The following is a 23,464-nucleotide window of genomic DNA, read 5'->3' on the forward strand; positions in this document are numbered from 1 at the left end:
CGGTGGCGGTTCAGGAGTCGAGCGGTTCTCCGTGCTCTGGTTCTCCTGCCTTGGCCAGTTGGAAATCCATGTATTCGTAAGCGATCTGGTGTGCCTGGGCGGTATCGAACGCGTCTCCCGACAGCGCCCCGCGCAGCCACAAACCGTCAACCAGCGCGGCCAGGCCCCGTGCCGCGCTGCGTGCCTGGTCAACGGGCAACACGCGGCGGAACTGGCAACACAGGTTCGAATACAGACGGTGATCGTTGATCCGCTGCAACCTGTGCAAAGACGGGTGGTGCATGCTGGTGGCCCAGAAGGCCAGCCAGGTTTTCATCGCCGGGCCGTTGACCTGGCTGGCGTCGAAGTTGCCTTCGATGATCACCTTCAGGTGAGATCGCGGGCTCGGGTCCGTCAGCGCTTGACGCCGCGCGGTGACGTTCTCGCTCAAGACGCTCATCAGGTACTGGGCCGTAGCTGCAATCAGGCCATTCTTGTCCTGAAAGTAGTGACTGATGATGCCGTTGGAAACACCGGCCAAACGGGCAATCAGCGCAATGCTGGCGTCCCCCATTCCGACCTGATCGACAGCCTGCAAAGTGGCTTCGATCAATTGCTGGCGGCGGATGGGTTGCATACCGACCTTGGGCATCTAGCACATCTCCTTAGGCCCACAGACAGACGAGTGCAGTCCGCCATGGTGAGGGCCAGTCTATTTTGTTTTGATTGAACGTTCAATCAACAAAAAATAAGTTCTATGACATGTCGTCGCTATTTGCCGGGGCGAGGACTTTTGGGGATGTCTTTATAACACTCGTTGGTTGGCATGTAGGCCGAATGCGCCTGGTAGCTGGTCTTGCACACACAAAAACGCCGCGATCATCTCGCGGCGTTTTGGTGTGCGTGGGCTTGCTTAGCCCAGGTTTTTGCCGAGCAGCGCGTGGTACAGCTCGCTGTCGCCCAGGATTCCGACGACTTTCTGGTTATCGTGGAGCACCAGTTTGTTGCCGGTCTGGTAGCGGATTTGCAACGCGTCGCGCATGCCGATGTTGGAGTCCACCAGGGTCGGGCGGCGGTCGAGTCCTTCGACGGCTTGGCCCGGCGCCCAGTTTTGCAGGTCCAGGGCCACGCCGTTCTGCCGGGCGCCCTTGATGGTGTTGCCTTCGGCCAGGTCGAGCCAGGAATCGCCGCCCGGGTCCAGGCACACCGAACCGTTGATGCGCTTGCAGTTGTCCAGGGTACGCATCAGGCTGCGACCGCACAGGACGTTGAGCGGGTTGGTGTGGGCGACGAACGTACGCACATAGTCGTCCGCCGGGTTCAGCACGATCTGTTCCGGCTTGCTGTACTGGATGATCCGGCCGTCTTTCATGATCGCGATACGGCTGCCCAGTTTCAGGGCTTCGTCCAGGTCATGGCTGACGAATACGATGGTCTTGCTCAGCTTGCGCTGCAGTTCCAGCAGTTCGTCTTGCAGGCCTTGGCGAATCAGCGGGTCGAGGGCCGAGAACGGTTCGTCCATCAGCAGGATGTCGGCGTCCATCGCCAGGGCGCGGGCCAGGCCGACCCGTTGCTGCATGCCGCCGGACAATTCGTCGGGCTTCTTGTTGCGCCATTGGGTCAGACCCACCAACTCAAGCTTTTCATCCACCAGCTTCCTGCGTTCCTTCTCCGGTCGACCCTGCATTTCCAAGCCGAAGCTGATGTTCTCGCGCACCGTCAGCCAGGGCATCAGGGCGAACTTCTGGAACACCATGGCGATGCGTTTGGTGCGCATCATCTTCAGTTCTGCGGGGGTGCAGGAGGCGATGTCGATCTGCCGGCCTTCGTGTTCGACGAACAGCTTGCCGCGACTCACCGTGTTCAAGCCGTTGATGCAGCGCAGTAGGCTCGACTTGCCGGAGCCGGAGAGCCCCATCAGTACGCAGATCTCACCTTTTTCGACATCCAGGCTGGCCTTTTCCACGCCGACGATCTGCCCGGTCTGCTTCAGGATTTCGTTGCGGGTCATGCCCTTGTCGAGCAGCTTGAGGGCTTCGCGTGGATCTTTGGAGAAGATCACGTCGACCTCTTCGAAGCGGATGATGCTCATGCGTCACCCCCTACTTTGGCGTCGGGTTGTTTGCAGATTCGGTCGAGCATGATCGCCAGCAATACGATCGCCAGGCCGGCTTCGAAGCCCAGGGCGATATCGGCGGTGTTCAGTGCGTTGACCACGGGTTTGCCCAGGCCGTCGGCACCGACCAGCGCCGCGATGACCACCATCGACAGCGACAGCATGATGCACTGGGTGATACCGGCGGCAATGCTCGGCATGGCATGGGGCAATTCAATGCGTGAGAGGAGTTGGCGACGGGAGCAGCCGAAGGCTTTGCCGGCGTCCATCAGTTCGTCCGGAACGTCGCGGATGCCCAGGTAGGTCAGGCGGATGGGCGCGGCAATCGCGAACACCACCGTGGAGATCAGGCCGGGGACCACACCCAGGCCGAAGAGGGTCAGGGTAGGAATGAGGTAGACGAAGGTCGGCACGGTCTGCATCAGATCGAGTACCGGACGCATCATGGTGTAGAACATCGGCTTGTGCGCGGCAACAATGCCCAGCGGCACGCCGATCAATACGCAGACCAGGGTCGCGAAGAGTACCTGGGCGAGGGTTTCCATGGTCTCCTGCCAGTAACCCAGGTTCAGGATCAGCAGGAAGGAGGCGACGACAAAAACGGTCAGGCCCCATTTGCGCTGGATGAAATGCGCCAGCAAGGCGATGAGGCCGATCAGGGCCAGGGGGTTGAACCAGGTCAGCGCAAACGTCACGCCGTGAATCATCGTTTCCAGAAACATCGCGATGGCGTCGAAAGTGTCGGCGCCGTTTTGCGTCAACCATTCGACAAAGCCCGCGATGTACTGGCCCAAGGGTATTTTCTGATCAATAAGCATGGTAGTGAACTTCCGCATGCAAGGAATAAACAGCCCGGGCGGGCGAACCCGTCCGGCATAAGCTTGTTACTGCGCGAGCTTGGCTTTCACGGCCTCCAGGCCAGGCTTGCCGTCAATGGTGGTGACGCCGGCGAGCCAGGTGTCGAGCACCTGTGGATTTTTCTTCAGCCAGGCCTTGGCGGCGGCTTCAGGCTTCATCTTGTCGTCCAGGACGTTGCCCATCAGCGTGCTTTCCATGTCGAGGGTGAAGACCAGGTTTTTCAGCAACTGACCGACGTTGCCGCACTCCTGGGCGTAGTCCTTGCGCGTGTTGGTATAGATGGTTGCCTGGCCGAAGTTCGGACCGAAGAATTCATCGCCACCGGTGAGGTATTTCATCTTGAAGCGGGTGTTCATCGGGTGCGGTTCCCAGCCCAGGAACACCACGGCGGTGTTACGGCGCTGGGCGCGATCGACCTGAGATAGCATGCCGGCTTCGCTGGATTCGACGACCTTGAAGCCAGCGTCCTTGAGACCGAAGGCGTTCTTGTCGATCATGCTCTGGATCAAGCGGTTGCCGTCGTTGCCAGGTTCGATGCCGTAGATCTTGCCGTCCAGTTCCTTCTTGAACTTGGCGATGTCGGCGAAATCCTTCAGGCCCTTGTTAAAAAGCTCTTCGGGAACAGCCAGGGTGTACTTGGCGTTCTCCAGGTTGGCGCGCACGGTTTCCACGGTGCCGGCTTCGCGGTAGGCCTTGATGTCGTTTTCCATGGTCGGCATCCAGTTGCCGAGGAAGACGTCCATGTTCTTGCCGTCGGCCAGGGATTTGTAAGTCACTGGCACTGAAATCATCGTGGTCTTGGTCTTGTAGCCGAGGGCGTCGAGGACGACGCTGGTGGTAGCGGTGGTGACGGTGATGTCGGTCCAGCCGACATCGGAGAAGTTGACGGTGCTGCACTGTGCGGGTTCTGCAGCGTTGGCCAGCATCGGAAGACTCAGCATGGCGGCCAACAACAACGGCTTGGAACCTTTCATGGGTGGACTCCTGGTGTTTTATCGGCAGTGTCCGGTCGGGACAACCGCGCTTTTTTGCTTTTTTTAAGTTGCGGTTGGTGGCGCGTGGGCACTCTGGGTGACACGCGGCCTTGCAAACGAGCCGTAACCGATCATGTACCAGTGCAAATCTGACGCCTACAGGGTGCGTCGTATCCAGTACAGGGAGGGTCGCATCCAGTGTTGGTGACGTCGTTTACAGATTTTTTCTGCCCTCGGCTGGCTTCTGACACGCAAAAAAACGTCGTTAACCCGGGCAAAAGGGCCGCGGCGCTGGTGGGCATGATTGCGTCGGTGTCAGACGTCGAAAGCCGATTCAAAAGCCGGATGATGCGGCCATCCCGGCGTTGAGCGTAGCAGCTGCGCCACCGGGCGCTCCCGCGCCCGGATGTGCCCGTTCTGGAGATCCAAGGCAATGGCCATCAGCGTATTCGACTTGTTCAAGATTGGTATCGGCCCGTCCAGTTCCCACACCGTGGGGCCCATGCGCGCCGCAGCGTTGTTTGTCGAAGCACTTCGGGCCAAGGCGCTGCTGCACGATGTGCGCCGGGTCGAGGTGCAATTGTTCGGTTCCCTGTCGGCCACCGGCATCGGCCACGGCAGCGACAACGCGGTGATCATGGGTCTGATGGGCGAATGGCCCGACGCGATCGATCCGTCGCAAATCGGCACGCGCATCCAGTTGTTGCGCGAAACCCAGACCCTCTTGCTGGACGGCCGCCTGCCGGTGCCTTTCGTCTGGGACCGCGACATGCGCCTGATCGATGAAAACCTGCCGTTCCACCCCAACGCGATGACGTTGGTGGCCGAAGGTGAAAGCGGCGAACTGCATCGGGACACCTATTATTCCGTGGGCGGCGGTTTTGTCGTCGACCAGGCCCAGGCGTCCAGCGGCGTGGTGGATCTGGATGACACCCGGTTGCCTTACGATTTTTCCAGTGCCGAAGAACTGCTCGGCCTGTGTCGCACGCACAATCTGCGGGTGGCCGAATTGATGATGGCGAATGAGAAAGTCTGGCGTTCCGAGGAAGAAATCCGCAGCGGCTTGATGAAACTCTGGCGGGCCATGCAGGATTGCGTCGAGCAAGGCCTCAAGCATGAAGGCATCCTGCCTGGCGGTCTGAATGTACGTCGGCGCGCGGCAAAGCTGCACCGCAGCCTGCAGGAACTGAACAAACCGAACGTGATCGGCTCGACCTTGAGCGCCATGGAATGGGTCAACCTGTTTGCCTTGGCCGTAAACGAAGAGAACGCCGCCGGTGGGCGAATGGTCACGGCACCGACCAATGGCGCGGCAGGGATCATTCCCGCCGTGCTGCATTACTTCATGAAATTCAGTGAAGTGGTGACCGATGCCAACGTCGTGGATTACTTCCTTGCGGCAGCGGCGGTGGGGATCCTGTGCAAGAAGAACGCTTCGATCTCCGGCGCCGAAGTCGGCTGCCAGGGCGAAGTCGGCTCGGCCTGCGCCATGGCGGCGGCGGGGCTGGCGGAAATCCTCGGAGCGACGCCGGAGCAGCTGTGCAACGCCGCGGAAATCGGCCTGGAGCATAACCTTGGCCTGACCTGCGACCCGGTCGGCGGCCTGGTTCAGGTGCCGTGCATCGAGCGCAATGCGATTGCCGCAGTGAAAGCCATCAACGCCGCGCAAATGGCCCTGCGCGGTGACGGCCAGCATTTTATCTCCCTCGACCGAGTGATCCGCACCATGCGCGACACCGGTGCCGACATGCATGACAAATATAAAGAGACATCGCGCGGTGGCTTGGCGGTGAGTGCGGTGGAGTGCTGATTTAGGAGCCGCAAAATCCTGTGGCGAGGGAGCTTGCTCCCGCTGGGGCGCGAAGCGCCCCTTTGCTTTTTTTCTGACCCGATCAAGGTGCCTGACTCAGGGCTGCTTCGCAGCCAACGGGAGCAAGCTCCCTCGCCACGGGTATCTAGAAAATCGCTCGTAAAATGCACACCAGCATAAAAACACGCCACCTTTTAGCGCGTCGCAAACAGATAAGGCGTGACTTATTGGTCACGCCTTTGTCCGCCGCGCTACCGTCCGTCCCCGCGCTGGTGGTGACAACCGCCGCGAAAACCCCGCAGCCCAGTAACCACAAGTGCTACCGAACTGCTCACAGCCCACCGTGGCGCTTGCCTGGCGCCATTGATGGCACTTCAACCTCGCCCCGACGAGCGCCTTATATAGACAGGCGCCATGTCGTTTTCAGGATTTATTGAACACGCATTCAAATTTAGGCATGGCAATTGCTCTATCCCGATAAAGCCCCGTCTCGCGCAAGAGATTGATGGGTCAATAACAAGAGCCTCCGCCTGAGGCCATCACCCGCTTTGTGTGAGGAGATACCGCGATGACGACGTCCAACTCCGGGGCCCAACCCCAGAACCGTGCGCCTCAATCCATCGGCTTTTTGCTGCTGGACAATTTCACGCTGATTTCCCTGGCGTCCGCGGTGGAACCGCTACGCATGGCCAACCAGCTCTCCGGTCGCGAGTTGTATCGCTGGACCACCCTTACCGTAGACGGCGGGCAAGTCTGGGCCAGTGACGGTCTGCAGATCACCCCGGATGCCTCCATGCACAAAGCGCCGGCCTTGGACACTGTCATTGTGTGCGGCGGCATCGGCATCCAGCGCACCGTCACTCGCGAACATGTCTCATGGCTGCAAAGCCAGGCCCGTCAGTCCCGTCGCCTCGGCGCGGTCTGCACCGGCAGTTGGGCCCTGGCGTGCGCCGGCCTGCTGGACGGTTTCGATTGCAGCGTGCACTGGGAATGCCTGGCGGCGATGCAGGAAGCCTTCCCGCGGGTGTCGATGAGCACGCGCCTGTTCACCCTCGACCGCAACCGCTTCACCAGTTCCGGCGGCACCGCGCCGCTGGACATGATGCTGCACTTGATCAGCCGCGATCACGGCCGTGAGCTGTCGGCGGCGATCTCGGAAATGTTCGTCTACGAGCGCATCCGCAACGAGCAGGATCACCAACGCGTGCCGCTCAAGCACATGCTCGGCACCAACCAGCCGAAGTTGCAGGAAATCGTCGCGCTGATGGAGGCCAACCTCGAGGAGCCGATCGACCTGGACGAACTGGCGGTGTACGTCGCCGTGTCCCGGCGTCAACTCGAGCGCCTGTTCCAGAAATACCTGCACTGCTCGCCGTCGCGCTATTACCTCAAGCTGCGGCTGATTCGTGCGCGGCAGCTGCTCAAGCAGACGCCGATGTCGATCATCGAAGTGGCTTCGGTGTGCGGCTTCGTCTCCACGCCGCACTTCTCCAAGTGCTACCGCGAATACTTCGGCATTCCACCGCGCGACGAGCGCGTTGGCTCCAACACCACGCAACAGGTGGCGATGATGCCGCTGCCGCAGGCCCTCGTCCTGTCGCCGCTGTCCGGCCCGCTATCGGCCCTGAGCCAGGCGCGCAACGAATCGACGTTTGCCAGTGTGAGACTCTAAAACAGAGGGCTTTTGGGGCGAGGGAGCAGGCTCCCTTGCCACAGGGTCAGTTGTGGTTCTGTTGGTATTGCGCCAGTGCCGGTAACAGTTGCTTGTCGATTGCCTGGCGCACCGCCGGCAGGATGGTCGCGCTGCTGGTGTACATATCCTTGACCATCTTGCGCAGCTCATTCGCCCGGGCCGTGTCCAGGCCGCGCACCGCGCACTCGCAGGCCTGCTCGGCGGTGGTGCCGCTGGGTATCTGCAGTCCCAAGGCCTTGAGCTGGCCCAACAGGTCTTCTTGGTCGATCAAATCGGCGTACATCATGACGCTTTTCCTTGTTCAGGGATTGGGGTCGTGACTGGATTCTGGTAGCCGTCCGAAGCGGCGGCAAGGGCAAATCGTCGTTGTGTCATGAATGACTATGAGCGCGTCGTTTTCGGCTAACTCGCCGGGCCCTGGAGTGGGCACACTGACCCCAAGCTGAATCACGATGGTTTGGTCACCCTCGCGCAACAGCTCCTCCAGTAACGCTCCTGCCCCGATCCTGTCACGGCTTGATCGGGGATTTTTTTGCCTGCTTGCAGGAGAAATTGACCTCGTTGGCGCAGGTCCATCCCGTCGATGCGCAAGGTTGATTCACCCGCCAGGCAGCTCAACGAGCCGGTGGCAGGGCGATCACCCGACCGATGTACGCCGGGGACGGCAGGTCGGATTGGCTGTCGAGCATGGCTTTGAGGCGGGCGAGGGTCTGTACGGTAAAGGGGGCGGAGCGTGGGCCTGCCAGGTCGACGTGCAACAGCATCTGCTCATTGCCGGCCAGCTCCTTGTCACCACCCGCCAGGTGCAGGCTGTGATAAAGATGCAAGCGCTTGGCGTCGTGGCCGATGATCTGCGTGTGCACCTCGACGTCGGCGCCGAGCTTCACTTCATGCAGGTAGTTCAGGTGCAGTTCGAGGGTGAACAGCGAGTGGCCGCTGGCTTCGCGGCTCTGGCTGTCGAGACCGAGCTGGTCCATCAGCGCGTCGGTGGCGTAGCTGAAGACCAGCAGGTAGAAGGCATCGCGCAAATGGCCGTTGTAGTCGACCCATTCGGGGAGGATGCGGGTTTGGTAAGTGGTGAGGGTGGGCATGGCTGTCTCCGAGCGTGATCAGTTATTCGCTGAAGGCCATGCCATGTTTGGCCTTGGTGGCTTTCACCGCCTCCAGCACCGCCAGCAGGCAATCATCACGATAGCGCTCCAGCGCCGAAATGCTGTGGCGGCCGAGTTGCTCGCTGGTGCCGTCCACCACATCATCGATCAGTTTCTCGGTCAGTTCCGGCGCGGGCAGGTAGGTCCAAGGCAGTTGCAACGCCGGGCCGAACTGGGCCATGAAATGGCGCATCCCGGCATCACCGCCGGCCAGCGTGTAGGTCAGGAACGTGCCCATGAACGACCAACGCAGACCGGCGCCAAAACGAATCGCGTCGTCGATTTCCCCGGTGGTGGCTACGCCGTCGTTGACCAGGTGCAACGCCTCGCGCCACAACGCTTCGAGCAGACGGTCAGCGATGAAACCGGGGACTTCCTTGCGCACATGCAATGGGCGCATGCCGAGGGATTCGTACACTTTCATTGCTGCTTGCACGGCTTCGGGCGCGGTGTTTTTCCCGCCCACTACTTCCACCAGGGGCAGCAGATAGACCGGGTTGAACGGATGCCCGACTACGCAACGTTCCGGATGGGTTGAACCCTCGTAGAACTCGCTTGGCAGCAGGCCCGAGGTACTTGAACCGATCAGGGCGTCGGGCTTGGCGGCGGCGCTGATCTGGCTGTGCAGCTGGAGTTTGAGGTCCAGGCGCTCGGGGGCGCTTTCCTGGATGAAATCGGCATCGCGCACGCATTCTTCGATGGTCGCGACGAAGCGCAACCGGTCCTGCGAGGCTCCGGCGGCCAAGCCTTGTTTCTCAAGGGCGCCCCAGGCGTTGGCGACGCGTTTGCGCAAGGCTGCCTCGGCACCGGGCGCCGGGTCCCAGGCGACCACGTCCAGGCCATGGGCCAGGGCGCGGCTGACCCAGCCGCTGCCGATCACACCGCTGCCCAAGGCGGCGAAGGTTTTGATGTCAGTGATGAAACGCATGGTGATTTCCTGAGGGTTCAATGATTCATATTCGAGGTTTGATCTGGTTAGCCGCGCTGGGCCAGGCCCATTTTCTTGCGGCCTTCTGCCGGGGTCAGCAACCGGGCACCGAGGCGGCTGAGGATTTCGCCGGCGCGTTCCACCAGTTGGCCGTTGGTGGCGAGCACGCCTTTGTCCAGCCACAGGTTGTCTTCCAGCCCGACCCGCACGTTGCCACCCAGGAGCACGGCTTGGGCGGCCATCGGCATTTGCATGCGACCGATGCCAAACCCGGCCCACACCGCGTCGGTTGGCAGGTTGTCGACCATGGCTTTCATGGTGGTGGTGTCCGCCGGCGCGCCCCACGGAATGCCCAGGCAGAGCTGGAACAGCGGGTTGTCAAGCAAGCCTTCCTTGATCAGTTGCTTGGCGAACCACAGGTGACCGGTGTCGAAGATCTCCAGCTCGGCCTTGACCCCCAGTTCGGTGATGCGCTTGGCACCGGCCCGCAGTTGCGCTGGGGTAGAGACGTAAATGGTGTCGCCGTCGCCGAAGTTCAGGGTGCCGCAATCCAGGGTGCAGATTTCCGGCAACAGCGCCTCGACATGGGCGAGACGGGTCAGCGGGCCTACCAAGTCCGTGTTGGGGCCGAACTCCATCGGGTTCTCGCCGCTACCGATCTCCAAGTCGCCACCCATGCCGGCGGTGAGGTTGACGATGATGTCGACGTCCGCCTCACGGATGCGCTCCATCACTTCGCGGTACAGCGCGACGTCGCGGCTGAACTTGCCGGTCTGTGGGTCGCGAACATGGCAGTGCACTACGGTCGCACCGGCTTTGGCAGCCTCGACGGCAGCCGCGGCGATCTGTTTTGGGGTGACCGGCACGTGAGGGCTTTTGGCGGTCGTGTCGCCAGCACCGGTGAGTGCGCAGGTGATGATGACGTCGTGGTTCATGGTGCGGATTCCTTCAGGCGTGATGAGTCACCGCGCAGCTCTTTAGTGCTGCGCAGAGGGTTTAACGTTTGGTCAGTTACTGGTGAGTTTCAGGTTGTCGGCAGCCGGCTTGCCATCGAACGTCGTGACGCCTTCGAGCCAGCGCTGTTTGTCTTGCGGGTGATCCTTGAGCCATTGCCGGGCCGATTCGAGCGGATCCTTGTGATCGAGCAGGGGTTGCATCATCCGGCTCTCATCTTCGGCGGTGAAGGTCAGGTTGCTCAGCAGCTGGCTGACGTTCGGGCATCGCTGCGCATAGTCCGGCGCGGTGACGGTCCAGACGGTGGCCATGCCTTCGTTCGGGCCGAGGGCGCCTTCGCTGCCGGTGAGGTAGCTCATTTGCACGTTGACGTTCATCGGGTGCGGCGCCCAGCCGAAGAACACCACGGCTTCCTTGCGCCGCACGGCGCGGTCCACGGCGGCGAGCATGCCGGCTTCGCTGGACTCCACCAGCTGGAACTTGCCCAGGCCGAACTGGTTCTTGGCGATCATCGCCTTGATCTGGGTGTTGGCGCCGGAGCCGGGTTCGATGCCGTAGATCTTGCCGCCCAACTCTTTTTCGAACTTGGCGATGTCGGAAAACGTCTTCAGGCCCTTATCGGCCAGGTAAGTCGGTACGGCCAGTGTGGCGCGGGCGTCCTTAAGGCTCGGTTGCTCCAGCACCTTGACCTGTTTGGCTTCGACGAACGGCGTGATGGTCTGGGTCATCAGCGGGTTCCAGTAGCCCAGGAATAGGTCGAGGCGCTGGTCGCGGATCCCGGCGAAAATGATCTGTTGGGAAGCGCTGGTCTGTTTGGTCTTGTAGCCGAGGCCGTCGAGCATCACCTGGGTCAAGGCGCTGGTGGCGATGACGTCGGTCCAGTTGACCACGCCCAGGCGCACGTTCTGGCATGTGGCGGGCTCGGCTGCCATGGCGAACGGGCTCAGGAGAGTCGTACCGCTAAGTGCAAGCACGCAAGAGCTGATCAGTCGTTTCATGTCGGGTTCCTCGGCAGTTTTTATTGTTATGGGGGTTCCGGTGTCTGTGCGCCGGTGATGCCAAGTTACGCAGCCAGGGCCTGCTCAAAGCGCACAGCGGCGACGTGCTCTTGCACTGCAGCGACCTGTCCTCTTGAAGGGGCGTTGCAACTGGCGTATCAAGGTCCGCACGCTACCCGACCACCGAGCGCGCCATGTCCCAGGATTTCTACTTCTTGTTGATGCCGGGTTTTTCGGCCATCGGTTTCATCTCGGCCATCGAGCCCTTGCGGGTCGCCAACCGTTTTCGTGGCGAGCTGTATCGCTGGCACGTGTTGAGCGCCGATGGTGGGGCGGTTTTGGCGAGCAATGGCATGTCGGTCAACGCGGATGCCGCGCTGGAGCCGCTGAAGAAAGGCGCGACGCTCTGGGTGGTGGCGGGTTTTGATCCGTTGAAATACGCCGGCCCGGTGCTTGAGCGCTGGCTGCATCGGCTGGACAGCGAAGGCGTGATCCTGGGCGGCATCGACACCGGCAGTGTGGTCCTGGCCGAGGCGGGACTGCTGGAAGGGCATCGGGTGACGCTGCATTGGGAAGCGATCGAGGCGTTCAAGGAGTCCTATCCACAGCTCAGCGTGACCCAGGAACTCTTCGAAATCGACCGCCGCCGCATCACCTGCGCGGGCGGCACCGCGTCCATCGACCTCATGCTCGACCTGATCGGCCAGGCCCATGGCCCGGAACTGGCGATCCAGGTCAGCGAACAATTCGTGCTGGGTCGGATTCGTCCACGCAAAGATCACCAACGCATGGAAGTTGCCAGCCGCTATGGCATACGCAACAAGAAGCTGGTGCAGGTGATCGGCGAGATGGAAACCCACAGCGAACCGCCGCTGAGCACCTTGGCCTTGGCCGAATCCATCGGCGTCACCCGACGCCAGCTCGAACGCCTGTTCCGTCTGCACCTGAACGACACCCCGAGCAACTTCTACCTGCGCCTGCGCCTGGAAAAAGCCCGGCAACTGCTGCGCCAGACCGACATGAGTGTGTTGGAAGTGAGCATCGCCTGCGGGTTTGAGTCGCCGTCGTATTTCACCCGCAGTTATCGGGCAAGATTTGTGCGGTGTCCGCGGGAGGATCGGCGGCGGCAGGGGGATGAGCGAGAGGTGGTTTGACAGGGTTTTATACAACGAGCCTTTCGCACCCTTCATCGATTCAACGCTGGAGGCGGTGGGCAAGGCGCTGAAGAACATGGGAAGCGCAGTCGTACCCGGTACCCAGACCATCCAATCCTCGGGCAAAGAACCTGTGGCGAGGGGATTTATCCCCGTTGGGGCGCGAAGCGGCCCCAAAACCTGGCGACTCGGGAGTGTCAGATAAATTTAATAGCTGCTGTTGGGGCTGCTGCGCAGCCCAACGGGGATAAATCCCCTCGCCACAGTCACGGTGTCTGGTTGGGCATTGGTAGAGAATCTATTTCTTCATCAACGCCGAGCAGGCTGCTTTATAGGCCTCGTGCTGATACTTGTTCAGCGTCGCCGGCAGGGCGAAGTCATGTTTCTTGCTCTGTGCATTGATGGTCTGCGGCGACAGCAGCGTTACCTCACAACCTTCCAGCAACTGGAAAACCCCTTCGATCTTGAACGTGGTCGGCCCACCGGCGAACTCGCCTTTCTTGCTGCGCTTCTTGATGGCGATGCGTTCAATGCCGTTGTCCGCCACGAATGCCCTCACCTGGGCGGCGAAAGCCTTGACGTTGGCGGCTTCGTCATCGTCGTCCAGGGCGATTTTCTTGATACTCAATGGGACGTGGCTCAACGCTTGTTGATCCAGCGAGGCGAGGGCGATGATCGCTTCGCTGCCTTTGATTTCGATGCCGCAGATGATCATGAGTGGCCTTGGATTCCGGATGTCTGGAGCCTCAGTCTATCCACCTTGATCAATTCATGCTCGCGCGCAGGTCCAGCATGATCTTGTCGAAATAGTCGACACGGATCACGCCAAAGCGCGGGTACTCGAAATCCAGGATCACATACAGCACGCAGACCATCACCGCCGCGTATCCAAGGCTGTGCAGCCAGTTGCGCCGCTTTGTACCGGCCATGCCGTAGCCGATCAGCAGGGCGCTGATTAGGGTCATTGTCACCAGCATCAGGTAAATGGTCAGGGGCGGGTGGGTTTCGTGGGCCACGGCGCGAGTGGTGGTGATGTCGATCATTTCGTTTTGCGCCTGTAGCACGGGTGTGCCCAGGGTTGGGGTGGGCATCTGTTTCAGGGCGGCGACGGTGAGTTCCCAGATGGTCTGCTGCAAACCATTGGCCCGGTCATGAGCGGCCTCGTCGACTTCGTCTTCGCGCAGGTCGCGGTAGTACTCGATACGCGCATCAACATAGTCCCGGAACGCCTGGCGGATCTTGGGTTGTTCACTGGAGGGCAGGAGGGCCAGGCGCAGCCAGGCAGTGCTCATGGCATTGGTTTCGGCGACGATCAGCGCGCGACGCTGGTCCAGGCGCGAGGCCGCGCCGGAGAAGGTAAAGGCGATCAACAGCGCCAGCAGGCCGAACACCGCGCCTTCAATGGCGCCGATGCCCTGGCGGGCGCCGTCCGGGTCCTGGGCCAAGTGACGGTTGCCGACCCGACGACCGACTTCGATGCCGAGCACGATGGCGATAAAGATGGCTAACCCATAGAAGGGCAAGGCGGTAAGAGAGTGCATACGAAAATCCTTTTGATCGTCGTGTGTGACTCGTCTGTACAGCCGGGCTCGGACGGGTATGTAGCCAGTTTAGACGACGTTGCTGGTTTGTCGCTTTTGAGGTTTTACAGTTCCAGCTGATCGGCACGGATACCAAAAGCAGCGGCAATTTTTTCGCGGGTCGCCCTGCGCGGCTTGCCGACTGATTCCTGTTGGGCAAACGCCGGTTGGGAGATGCCCAGACGACGGGCAACCTCCTCCTGGGTCAAACTCAGATGTTCGCGCCAGGCGCGAATCGGTGTCGCACCGTCGACGATACGGCTGACTACCTCATGAGGAATCAGATCCGGTTCTAGTTTTTGCGCAACGTATTTTGCATACGGAATGACCACGAATGCCGGGTTCCCGTCTGCGTCGTTGATGATCTGGATATCAGTAGGTTCGTTCATCGCGTTTCTTGACCTCTTGAATGCTGACGACCTTGATCGCCCCGTCCCAATCGAACATGACTCGATAGCTACCTACCCGCAGGCGGTACGCATAGCCATGGCCAACAAGTGCTTTGACATTCACCACGTCAGGCATCTGGGCGAGCGCCGTAACGGCGTCCCGAACCTGAACCTGATGGACGGAGTGCAATTTCAAAAGCTGCTTAACGGCTTTTCTGGTCCAGTGGATAGTGTTCATGGAAGGATATAAGTCTTTTATAAGATTTGCGAATCCTGACTTATATCCCGTCCAGGGCCAACGCGTGAAAGATGTCTGAATATTGCTCTCACTCCTGCCCAATCGACTCCAAAAACTCCGACCGGTCATCGCTCACCTGGGCCATGCAGTCGTTTTCGGCGATTTTGTAGGCGTCGCTGCCGGGTTTGGCCGGGAAGGCGGCGATGGCGCAGTCGGCGTCGCGCTGTTTTTGCCACAGTTGTTGGGCGGCCTTGACCTTGGCGGTAATGTCGTTGAGCTGGGCCTTGTCGCTGGCGTAGCGGGTTTGCAGGCGCTCAAGGAGACTCTGCAGGTTTTCGCTGAGCAATTGCTCGGCGGCGGTTTTGCCGTAGGCCGAGCATGCCAGGGTCTGGACGTCGTTTTCGACTTCGTCGCAGGGATTGGGCTCGGTGTCTTCGGTTGCGTGTGCCAGGGTGCTGATCAATGCCAAAGCCAGGAAGATTGATTTCATCGCGTTGCCGCTCAAGTCCAGTAAAAACCAGTGATGCGGCGGATTCTGGCGCAAGCGTCGGGTAAAGAACAGACGGGCAGGGTGGACCTGTCGCAGCCCATTGTCGCGGATTGACGCTTTCGGCAATTCCCCTGTCGTTTTTGCACCCGGTCGCGACGGCCCTCAGGCATATGCTGGCCCCAAAGCGCCGGCACACGATTCGGCGCATGAATCGCTAACAAGGGGACTGCCTGATGAGCCCAGCCGAATTGCACGCCGACAGCATCGTTATCGACGGGCTGATCATTGCCAAGTGGAACCGCGACCTGTTCGAAGACATGCGCAAGGGCGGCCTGACCGCAGCCAACTGCACCGTGTCGGTGTGGGAAGGTTTCCAGGCCACCATCAATAACATCGTTGCCAGCCAGAAACTGATCCGCGAGAACAGCGACCTGGTGATCCCGGTGAAGACCACCGCCGACATCCGTCGCGCGAAGGAGCAGGGCAAGACCGGCATCATCTTCGGCTTCCAGAACGCCCACGCTTTTGAAGACCAGCTCGGCTACGTCGAGATATTCAAGCAGCTCGGCGTCGGCGTGGTGCAGATGTGCTACAACACCCAGAACCTGGTGGGCACTGGCTGCTACGAGCGCGACGGCGGCCTGTCGGGCTTCGGTCGCGAAATCGTTGCCGAGATGAATCGCGTCGGCGTCATGTGCGATTTGTCCCACGTTGGCTCCAAGACCTCCGAAGAGGTGATCCTTGAATCGAAGAAACCGGTCTGCTACTCCCACTGCCTGCCGTCCGGCCTGAAGGAGCACCCGCGCAACAAATCCGATGAAGAACTGAAGTTCATCGCCGACCATGGCGGTTTCGTCGGGGTGACCATGTTCGCGCCGTTCCTGGCCAAGGGCATCGATTCGACCATCGACGACTACGCCGAAGCCATCGAATACACCATGAACATCGTCGGCGAAGACGCCATCGGCATCGGCACCGACTTCACCCAGGGTCACGGCCAGGATTTCTTCGAAATGCTGACCCACGACAAGGGCTACGCCCGCCGCCTGACCAGCTTCGGCAAGATCATCAACCCCCTGGGCATCCGCACCGTGGGCGAGTTCCCGAACCTGACCGAAACGCTGCTCAAGCGCGGCCATCCTGAGCGTGTGGTACGCAAGATCATGGGCGAGAACTGGGTCAACGTTTTGAAAGACGTCTGGGGCGAATAAACCCTGCTGTATCACTGAATCCTTTACCTGCGGCCATTCGCGCCGCAGGCACATCACGAATATCCGGAGTCAAATTTTCATGGCCAAGATCGCCCCGCAACTGCCTATCGAAGTCGACAGCGAAACCGGTGTCTGGACCTCCGACGCCTTGCCAATGCTGTATGTGCCGCGGCACTTCTTCGTTAACAACCACATGGGTATCGAGGAAGTGCTGGGCGCCGACGCCTACGCCGAGATCCTCTACAAGGCCGGCTACAAATCCGCCTGGCACTGGTGCGAGAAAGAAGCTGAATGCCACGGCCTGGAAGGCGTCGCGGTGTTCGAGCACTACATGAAGCGCCTGTCCCAGCGTGGCTGGGGCCTGTTCAAGATCCAGGACATCGACCTGGACAAAGGCACCGCCAGCGTCACGCTCGAACACTCGGCATTCGTCTATGTGTACGGCAAGGTCGGGCGCAAGGTCGACTACATGTTCACCGGCTGGTTCGCCGGCGCGATGGACCAGATCCTCGCCGCTCGCGGCAGCAAGATCCGCACCGTGGCCGAGCAGGTCTATGGCGGTTCGGAAGAAGGCCACGACGACGGCCTGTTCATCGTCAAGCCGTTGTAAGTCGAGGATTGCGCCATGGCTTTTGAAGCAATGTTCCAGCCGATCCAGATCGGCAAGCTGACCATCCGCAACCGCGTGCTCAGCACCGCGCACGCCGAGGTCTACGCCACCGACGGCGGCATGACCACCGACCGGTACGTGAAGTATTACGAAGAGAAGGCCAAGGGCGGCATCGGCCTGGCGATCTGCGGCGGCTCGTCGGTGGTTGCCATCGACAGCCCGCAGGAGTGGTGGAGTTCGGTGAACCTGTCCACCGACCGCATCATCCCGCACTTCCAGAACCTGGCCGACGCCATGCACAAGCACGGCGCCAAGATCATGATCCAGATTACCCACATGGGCCGTCGCTCACGCTGGGACGGTTTCAACTGGCCAACGCTGATGTCGCCGTCCGGCGTGCGTGAGCCGGTGCACCGTGCGACCTGCAAGACCATAGAACCGGAGGAAATCTGGCGGGTGATCGGCAATTACGCCAGCGCCGCCAAGCGCGCCAAGGCCGGAGGCCTCGACGGCGTCGAGCTGTCCGCCGTTCACCAGCACATGATCGACCAGTTCTGGAGCCCGCGGGTCAACAAGCGTACCGACGAATGGGGCGGCAGCTTCGAAGGCCGCATGAAATTCGGCCTGGAAGTGTTGAAGGCCGTACGCGCTGAAGTCGGCGACGATTTCTGCGTGGGCATGCGCCTGTGCGGCGACGAGTTCCACCCGGACGGCTTGTCCCACGAGGACATGAAGCAGATCGCCAAATACTACGACGATACCGGCATGCTCGATTTCATCGGCGTGGTGGGCTCGGGTTGCGACACCCACAACACCCTGGCCAACGTCATTCCGAACATGAGTTATCCACCGGAGCCGTTCCTGCACCTGGCCGCCGGTATCAAGGAAGTGGTCAAGGTCCCGGTGCTGCACGCGCAGAACATCAAGGACCCGAACCAGGCCACGCGAATCCTCGAGGGTGGTTACGTCGACATGGTCGGCATGACCCGCGCTCACATCGCTGACCCGCACCTGATCGCCAAGATCAAGATGGGCCAGATCGACCAGATCAAGCAGTGCGTCGGTGCAAACTACTGCATCGACCGCCAGTACCAGGGTCTGGACGTGCTGTGCATCCAGAACGCCGCGACGTCCCGTGAATACATGGGCGTGCCGCACATCATCGAGAAGTCCACCGGGCCCAAGCGCAAAGTGGTCGTCGTGGGTGCCGGCCCGGCGGGGATGGAAGCGGCGCGTGTGGCCGCCGAACGTGGACACGACGTGACCCTGTTCGAGAAGAAGGAATTCATCGGCGGGCAGATCACCACGGCCTCGAAAGCCCCGCAACGGGACCAGATCGCCGGTATCACTCGCTGGTTCCAACTGGAGCTGGCGCGCTTGAAAGTCGACCTGCGCCTGGGCGTTGCCGCCGACGCGCCGACCATCATGGACCTGCGTCCGGATGTGGTGGTGCTAGCCGTCGGCGGGCATCCATTCATCGAGCAGAACGAACATTGGGGCGCCGCCGAAGGGCTGGTGGTCAGCAGCTGGGACGTGCTCGATGGCAAGGTGGCACCGGGCAAGAACGTGCTGGTCTACGACACCATCTGCGAATTCACCGGCATGTCGGTGGCCGACTTCCTCGCCGACAAAGGCAGCCAGGTCGAGATCGTCACCGACGACATCAAGCCTGGCGTGGCCATTGGCGGGACGTCGTTCCCTACCTACTACCGCAGCATGTACCCCAAGGAAGTGATCATGACCGGGGACATGATGCTGGAGAAGGTCTACCGCGAAGGCGACAAATTGGTAGCGGTGCTGGAGAACGAATACACCGGCGCCAAGGAAGAGCGCGTGGTGGACCAGGTGGTGGTGGAGAACGGCGTGCGGCCGGACGAAGAAATCTACTACGCGCTCAAGGAAGGTTCGCGCAACAAGGGCCAGATCGACGTCGAAGCCCTGTTCGCGATCAAGCCCCAGCCGTGTCTTGCGCAGAGCGGCGACGGCTACCTGCTGTTCCGCATCGGCGACTGCGTGGCCCAGCGTAATACTCACGCCGCCATCTATGACGCCCTGCGGTTGTGCAAGGATTTTTAAGAACAGCCACGAGCCACAAGCTTCAAGCTGCAAGAAAAGAGCAATGCAGGACTGGCTTTTACTTGCCGCTTGTGGCTTGAAGCTTGCCGCTTGAGGTAACTCTGATGCTAAACACCCTTCTTCCAATCCTGCTGTTCGCAGCCCTCGGCCTCGCTGCCCTGGGTGCCTTGCGGCGGGTGAATATGTGGCGCCGGGGCCGACCCTCCAAAGTCGACCTGATCGGTGGCCTCTTCGCCATGCCCAAGCGCTACATGGTGGATCTGCACCATGTGGTGGCGCGGGACAAGTACATCGCCAACACCCACGTCGCCACGGCGGGCGGGTTTGTCCTGGCGGCGGTGCTGGCCATTCTTGTGCACGGTTTCGGCCTGCAAAACCTCATCCTCGGCTATGCCTTGCTGTTCGCCACGCTGCTGATGTTCAGCGGCGCGATCTTCATTGCCCTGCGCCGCCGCAATCCCCCCTCGCGGCTGTCCAAGGGCCCCTGGATGCGCTTGCCGAAAAGCCTGTTCGCGTTTTCCATCAGCTTCTTCCTGGTGACCTTGCCGGTGGCCGGGATCCTGCCGGCGGACTTTGGCGGCTGGTTGCTGGTGGCGTTGCTGGGCCTGGGCGTGCTGTGGGGCGTGTCGGAAATGTTCTTCGGCATGACCTGGGGCGGGCCGATGAAACATGCCTTCGCCGGCGCCCTGCACCTGGCCTGGCACCGCCGTGCCGAACGCTTTGGCGGTGGCCGCTCCACCGGTCTCAAGCCGCTGGACCTGAACGACCGCGCCGCGCCGCTGGGTGTGGAAAAACCCAAGGATTTCACTTGGAACCAGCTGCTGGGCTTCGACGCCTGCGTGCAGTGCGGCAAGTGTGAAGCAGCCTGCCCGGCGTTTGCCGCCGGCCAGCCGTTGAACCCGAAAAAACTCATCCAGGACATGGTCGTCGGCCTGGCCGGCGGCACCGATGCGAAATTTGCCGGCAGCCCTTACCCAGGCAAGCCCGTAGGCGAGCACGGCGGTAACCCGCATCAGCCGATCGTCAACGGTCTGGTGGACGCCGAGACCCTGTGGTCCTGCACCACGTGTCGGGCGTGCGTCGAGGAATGCCCGATGATGATCGAGCACGTCGATGCCATCGTCGACATGCGCCGCCACCTGACCCTGGAAAAAGGCGCCACGCCGAACAAGGGCGCCGAGGTGTTGGAAAACCTCATCGCCACCGACAACCCAGGTGGTTTCGCCCCGGGCGGGCGGATGAACTGGGCCGCAGACCTGAACTTGAACCTGCTCAGCGAGAAGAAATCCACCGACGTGCTGTTCTGGGTCGGCGACGGTGCCTTCGATATGCGCAACCAGCGCACCCTGCGCGCCTTCGTCAAAGTGCTCAAGGCAGCGAAAATCGACTTCGCCGTGCTCGGCCTCGAAGAGCGCGACAGCGGCGACGTGGCCCGGCGCCTGGGTGACGAAGCGACGTTCCAACTGTTGGCCAAGCGCAACATCCAGACCCTGGCAAAATACAGCTTCAATCGCATCGTCACCTGCGACCCCCACAGCTTCCACGTGCTGAAAAACGAATACGGTGCCTTCGATGGCAATTACCTGGTGCAGCACCACAGCACCTACCTGGCGGAAATCATCGACGCCGGCGCGCTGAACCTCGGCCAACACAAAGGCGACAGCGTGACTTATCACGACCCGTGCTACTTGGGGCGCTACAACGGCGAGTACGAGGCGCCGCGCCAGGTGCTGCGTGCGTTGGGCATCGAGGTCAAGGAAATGCAGCGTTCCGGTTTCCGCTCGCGTTGCTGCGGCGGCGGTGGCGGTGCGCCGATCACCGACATCCCGGGCAAGCAGCGCATTCCCGACATGCGCATGGACGACATCCGCGAAACCGGCGCCGAACTGGTGGCCGTGGGTTGTCCACAGTGCACCGCGATGTTGGAGGGCGTGGTCGAACCACGGCCGATGATCAAGGACATTGCCGAACTGGTGGCCGACGCGCTGCTCGAAGACGCGGCCCCGAGCAAGCCCGTGACCCCGGCCAAACGTGAACCTGCGGAGGTGCATTAATGAGCGACATCATCCGCCGCGACCCTCGCGCCGAGTGGATCGCCCGCAACCGCCTGCACCCGCTGCATGCGGCCATGCAACCGGTACAGCACAGCTGGATGGGGCCCAATGGCGTCATTCGCAAGAACGTCCACGGCGTCGGCTTCATCGGCCCCAACGGCATCAAGCGGATTGATCGCAGCGGTGTCCAGCAAGGTGGTGCGAGCAAACGCACCGCTGCCGTGGAAGTCCAATTGCCATTGCATCAGGTGCCGCAACCGGCGTTCTACATCAGCGTAGTGCCGGACATGGTCGGTGGCCGTCTCAGCAGTCACGACCGCGATCTGTTGGGCCTCGCCCACCAGCTGGCGGGCGCGGAAGGCGCGGTCCTGGCGGTGGTGTTCGGCGAGCATAAAGAGAATGCCTTCGCCACGGCGGGCGTGGACCGCTTGCTGGTGCTTGAAGGTGAAGAGTTCAGCGGCTATGCACCGGAACAACGGGTGCAAGGCCTGCGGGCTGTGGATAACCAGTTCGGCCCGCGGCATTGGTTGTTGCCAGACAGCCGCACTGGTGGCGGCGAACTGGGTCGGCGTTTTGCCGCCGCCCTGGGCGAGCGCCCGGCCACGCGGGTCTGGCAGGTCAAGGGCGAGGAGTGTATCGGCCGCGCCGGTGCGGGCCTGCAAGACTTGGCCAGGCCGTTGGCGCGTTTGATCCTGGCAGCGGCCGAATGCGCCGAGCCAGTCAGCGAAACCCGTCACGAAGCCTTGCCGGTGGAGTTATCCACAGGCGTGGCCCGCAGCTTGTCGCGAATTGAAGACCTCGGTGCGGTGGCGGTGGATCCTGGCGCGATTCCGATGGCTGAGGCCGAGTTCATTTTCTCCGGCGGCAACGGCGTCAAGGACTGGGAGCTTTTCCACAGGACGGCCGCGGCCCTTGGCGCCACCGAAGGCGCTTCGCGGGTGGCGGTGGATGACGGCTTCATGGCCCGCGACCGTCAGGTCGGCGCTAGCGGCACCTGGGTTACGGCGCGGGTCTATGTGGCCGTGGGGATTTCCGGGGCGATCCAGCACCTGCAAGGCATCGGTGCTTGCGACAAGGTGGTGGCGATCAACCTCGATCCCGGCTGCGACATGATCAAGCGTGCGGACCTGTCGGTGATCGGCGACAGCGCGGCGATTCTCCAGGCCCTGATCGCGGCGGTAGAGGCTTACCGCAACGAAGCCAGGCGCGATGCGGCTTAAGCTAAGGAAACGTTCATGAGTACCCAAGTGATCAGCCTCGTCTCCATCGGCGCCCACCCGACCTCCGGTCGACCCCGGCGCGCCGAACAGGACGCCCGCGCCGTGGAGCTGGGCCTGCAACTCGCCGGCACGGATCTGCAAGTGCTGCATGCCGGCGATGTGGCCGAACCGGCCTTGCGTGCCTACCTGGGCATGGGCCTGGATGAACTTCATGTGCTGGAAAACCCGGAGGGCGCCGACGCCCTGCCGGCCCTGACCGATTACCTGCGCGACGCCGGCGCTCAAGTAGTGCTCACCGGCAGCCAGGCGGAAACCGGCGAAGGTTCGGGCATGCTGCCGTTTTTGCTGGCGGAAAACCTCGGGTGGCCGCTGGTGGTGGGGCTGGCCCAGGTGGAATCCATCGAAAACGGCGCGGCCCTGGTGCTGCAAGCATTGCCGCGTGGCCAGCGGCGACGGCTCAAGGTGCGCTTGCCGTTTCTCGCCACTGTGGATAACGCTGCCCCCAAGCCCCGTCAAAGTGCCTACGGCCCGGCGCAGCGTGGCGCATTACAGGCTGAAGAAGTCGAAGTGGTCGACGACAACTTGCTGACGGTGGCGACCCTGCAACCGGCCAAGCCACGGCCCAAGCGCCTGAAGGTAATCAAGGCCAAGAGCGGCGCCGACCGTATGAAAGCTGCCACGGCCAAGGCCAGCGGCGGAGGTGGGCAGGTGCTCAAGGGCGTCAGCCCGGAGGCGGGGGCCGAGGCAATTCTCAAGCTGTTGGTGGAGGAAGGGGTGGTTCGCTGAGCCCAGACTCACCACGATTGACTGTCCTGGCCCCCTCGCGAGCAAGCTCCCCACAGGGGGTGGATAACCTGTTCGCTTCTCGGTGCACCACGCGTCAATCAAGCCTTACAGGCCTTCGCTCAAAAAACGTGCGGCCTAACTGGCGGTTTTTTCGGGGTTTTTGTCAACCGCCACACTAAGCCTCTGATACTTGCC

23 protein-coding genes are annotated in these 23,464 nt (G+C 61.5%); 9 read left to right on the forward strand and 14 right to left on the reverse strand.

The features are described from left to right. Positions 1 to 10: 10 nt before the first annotated feature. The 4 genes from betI to J3P95_RS02370 all read right to left on the reverse strand — a co-directional run bounded on the left by betI (position 11) and on the right by J3P95_RS02370 (position 3,927). Positions 11 to 631, reverse strand: coding sequence for a transcriptional regulator BetI (betI, locus tag J3P95_RS02355; RefSeq protein ID WP_434578864.1), 621 nt, complete (start codon positions 629 to 631; stop codon positions 11 to 13). A 261-nt stretch (positions 632 to 892) separates the two neighbouring features. Further along, positions 893 to 2,071: a choline ABC transporter ATP-binding protein gene (gene choV, locus J3P95_RS02360; RefSeq protein WP_434578863.1), complete on the reverse strand. Its 1,179-nt coding sequence runs from the start codon at positions 2,069 to 2,071 to the stop codon at positions 893 to 895. Next, entirely contained in the window at positions 2,068 to 2,913 is an 846-nt protein-coding gene (gene choW, locus J3P95_RS02365; protein WP_186634273.1) for a choline ABC transporter permease subunit, read from the reverse strand. Before choW ends, choV begins: the two co-directional genes overlap by 4 nt. Positions 2,914 to 2,979: 66 nt before the next feature. Then, positions 2,980 to 3,927, reverse strand: coding sequence for a choline ABC transporter substrate-binding protein (locus J3P95_RS02370; protein ID WP_434578861.1), 948 nt, complete (start codon positions 3,925 to 3,927; stop codon positions 2,980 to 2,982). Between the two features lie 433 nt (positions 3,928 to 4,360). On the opposite strand from J3P95_RS02370, the gene J3P95_RS02375 reads away from it, so the two are divergent. Next, entirely contained in the window at positions 4,361 to 5,737 is a 1,377-nt protein-coding gene (locus tag J3P95_RS02375) for an L-serine ammonia-lyase (RefSeq protein WP_434560418.1), read from the forward strand. Positions 5,738 to 6,305: 568 nt separating this feature from the next. Further along, positions 6,306 to 7,409, forward strand: coding sequence for a GlxA family transcriptional regulator (locus J3P95_RS02380; RefSeq protein ID WP_003177576.1), 1,104 nt, complete (start codon positions 6,306 to 6,308; stop codon positions 7,407 to 7,409). 46 nt (positions 7,410 to 7,455) lie between these two features. Here the strand turns inward: J3P95_RS02380 and J3P95_RS02385 are convergent, their stop codons facing one another. From J3P95_RS02385 to J3P95_RS02405, 5 genes are all read right to left on the reverse strand, one after another. Further along, positions 7,456 to 7,716, reverse strand: a complete 261-nt coding sequence (locus tag J3P95_RS02385) for a hypothetical protein (RefSeq protein ID WP_434560422.1) — start codon at positions 7,714 to 7,716, stop codon at positions 7,456 to 7,458. Positions 7,717 to 8,044: 328 nt separating this feature from the next. Beyond that, the gene (locus J3P95_RS02390; RefSeq protein ID WP_434560424.1) at positions 8,045 to 8,521 is read right to left on the reverse strand and encodes a thioesterase family protein; all 477 of its coding nucleotides are present in this window, start codon (positions 8,519 to 8,521) and stop codon (positions 8,045 to 8,047) included. Positions 8,522 to 8,543: 22 nt separating this feature from the next. After that, complete coding sequence (locus tag J3P95_RS02395; RefSeq protein ID WP_434560426.1) at positions 8,544 to 9,509, reverse strand: L-carnitine dehydrogenase; 966 nt, start codon at positions 9,507 to 9,509, stop codon at positions 8,544 to 8,546. A 47-nt stretch (positions 9,510 to 9,556) separates the two neighbouring features. Further along, positions 9,557 to 10,444, reverse strand: coding sequence for a 3-keto-5-aminohexanoate cleavage protein (locus J3P95_RS02400; RefSeq protein ID WP_434560428.1), 888 nt, complete (start codon positions 10,442 to 10,444; stop codon positions 9,557 to 9,559). Between the two features lie 72 nt (positions 10,445 to 10,516). Beyond that, positions 10,517 to 11,461, reverse strand: a complete 945-nt coding sequence (locus J3P95_RS02405; protein ID WP_434560430.1) for a choline ABC transporter substrate-binding protein — start codon at positions 11,459 to 11,461, stop codon at positions 10,517 to 10,519. Positions 11,462 to 11,655: 194 nt separating this feature from the next. Here J3P95_RS02405 and J3P95_RS02410 point away from each other — a divergent pair, with 194 nt between their 5' ends. Then, positions 11,656 to 12,615 carry a GlxA family transcriptional regulator gene (locus J3P95_RS02410; protein ID WP_434560432.1) on the forward strand — a complete coding sequence of 320 codons (960 nt, stop codon included), beginning with the start codon at positions 11,656 to 11,658 and terminating at the stop codon, positions 12,613 to 12,615. A 298-nt stretch (positions 12,616 to 12,913) separates the two neighbouring features. On the opposite strand, the gene J3P95_RS02415 is transcribed toward J3P95_RS02410, so the two are convergent. The 5 genes from J3P95_RS02415 to J3P95_RS02435 form a co-directional block, all read right to left on the reverse strand. Further along, the gene (locus J3P95_RS02415; protein WP_434560434.1) at positions 12,914 to 13,330 is read right to left on the reverse strand and encodes a DUF3010 family protein; all 417 of its coding nucleotides are present in this window, start codon (positions 13,328 to 13,330) and stop codon (positions 12,914 to 12,916) included. A 49-nt stretch (positions 13,331 to 13,379) separates the two neighbouring features. After that, positions 13,380 to 14,156: a DUF4239 domain-containing protein gene (locus tag J3P95_RS02420; RefSeq protein WP_434560436.1), complete on the reverse strand. Its 777-nt coding sequence runs from the start codon at positions 14,154 to 14,156 to the stop codon at positions 13,380 to 13,382. 104 nt (positions 14,157 to 14,260) lie between these two features. Continuing rightward, positions 14,261 to 14,584 carry a helix-turn-helix domain-containing protein gene (locus J3P95_RS02425; protein WP_186634311.1) on the reverse strand — a complete coding sequence of 108 codons (324 nt, stop codon included), beginning with the start codon at positions 14,582 to 14,584 and terminating at the stop codon, positions 14,261 to 14,263. Beyond that, positions 14,568 to 14,822 (reverse strand): type II toxin-antitoxin system RelE family toxin, encoded by a 255-nt coding sequence (locus tag J3P95_RS02430; protein ID WP_186634314.1) that lies wholly within the window; start codon positions 14,820 to 14,822, stop codon positions 14,568 to 14,570. Before J3P95_RS02430 ends, J3P95_RS02425 begins: the two co-directional genes overlap by 17 nt. 88 nt (positions 14,823 to 14,910) lie before the next feature. Continuing rightward, positions 14,911 to 15,312, reverse strand: coding sequence for a lysozyme inhibitor LprI family protein (locus J3P95_RS02435; protein WP_434563670.1), 402 nt, complete (start codon positions 15,310 to 15,312; stop codon positions 14,911 to 14,913). Between the two features lie 233 nt (positions 15,313 to 15,545). Between J3P95_RS02435 and J3P95_RS02440 the strand changes: the two genes are divergently transcribed. The 6 genes from J3P95_RS02440 to J3P95_RS02465 all read left to right on the forward strand — a co-directional run bounded on the left by J3P95_RS02440 (position 15,546) and on the right by J3P95_RS02465 (position 23,269). Continuing rightward, positions 15,546 to 16,523, forward strand: a complete 978-nt coding sequence (locus J3P95_RS02440) for a dipeptidase (protein ID WP_186634465.1) — start codon at positions 15,546 to 15,548, stop codon at positions 16,521 to 16,523. Between the two features lie 79 nt (positions 16,524 to 16,602). Continuing rightward, a complete protein-coding gene (locus J3P95_RS02445) occupies positions 16,603 to 17,133 on the forward strand; it encodes a DUF5943 domain-containing protein (protein WP_434578856.1) in 531 nt (176 codons plus the stop codon). A gap of 15 nt (positions 17,134 to 17,148) precedes the next feature. Continuing rightward, positions 17,149 to 19,209: a dimethylglycine demethylation protein DgcA gene (gene dgcA, locus J3P95_RS02450; protein ID WP_434560442.1), complete on the forward strand. Its 2,061-nt coding sequence runs from the start codon at positions 17,149 to 17,151 to the stop codon at positions 19,207 to 19,209. A 104-nt stretch (positions 19,210 to 19,313) separates the two neighbouring features. Beyond that, positions 19,314 to 21,263 carry a dimethylglycine demethylation protein DgcB gene (dgcB, locus tag J3P95_RS02455; RefSeq protein WP_434560444.1) on the forward strand — a complete coding sequence of 650 codons (1,950 nt, stop codon included), beginning with the start codon at positions 19,314 to 19,316 and terminating at the stop codon, positions 21,261 to 21,263. Beyond that, positions 21,263 to 22,483: an electron transfer flavoprotein subunit alpha/FixB family protein gene (locus tag J3P95_RS02460; RefSeq protein ID WP_434560446.1), complete on the forward strand. Its 1,221-nt coding sequence runs from the start codon at positions 21,263 to 21,265 to the stop codon at positions 22,481 to 22,483. The genes dgcB and J3P95_RS02460 overlap by 1 nt, the downstream gene beginning before the upstream one ends. Before the next feature lie 15 nt (positions 22,484 to 22,498). Beyond that, positions 22,499 to 23,269, forward strand: a complete 771-nt coding sequence (locus J3P95_RS02465; protein ID WP_434578853.1) for an electron transfer flavoprotein subunit beta — start codon at positions 22,499 to 22,501, stop codon at positions 23,267 to 23,269. Positions 23,270 to 23,464: the final 195 nt, after the last annotated feature.

The sequence above is a fragment of the Pseudomonas sp. Z5-35 genome, from assembly GCF_051131945.1.
GTDB lineage: Bacteria > Pseudomonadota > Gammaproteobacteria > Pseudomonadales > Pseudomonadaceae > Aquipseudomonas > Aquipseudomonas marvdashtae.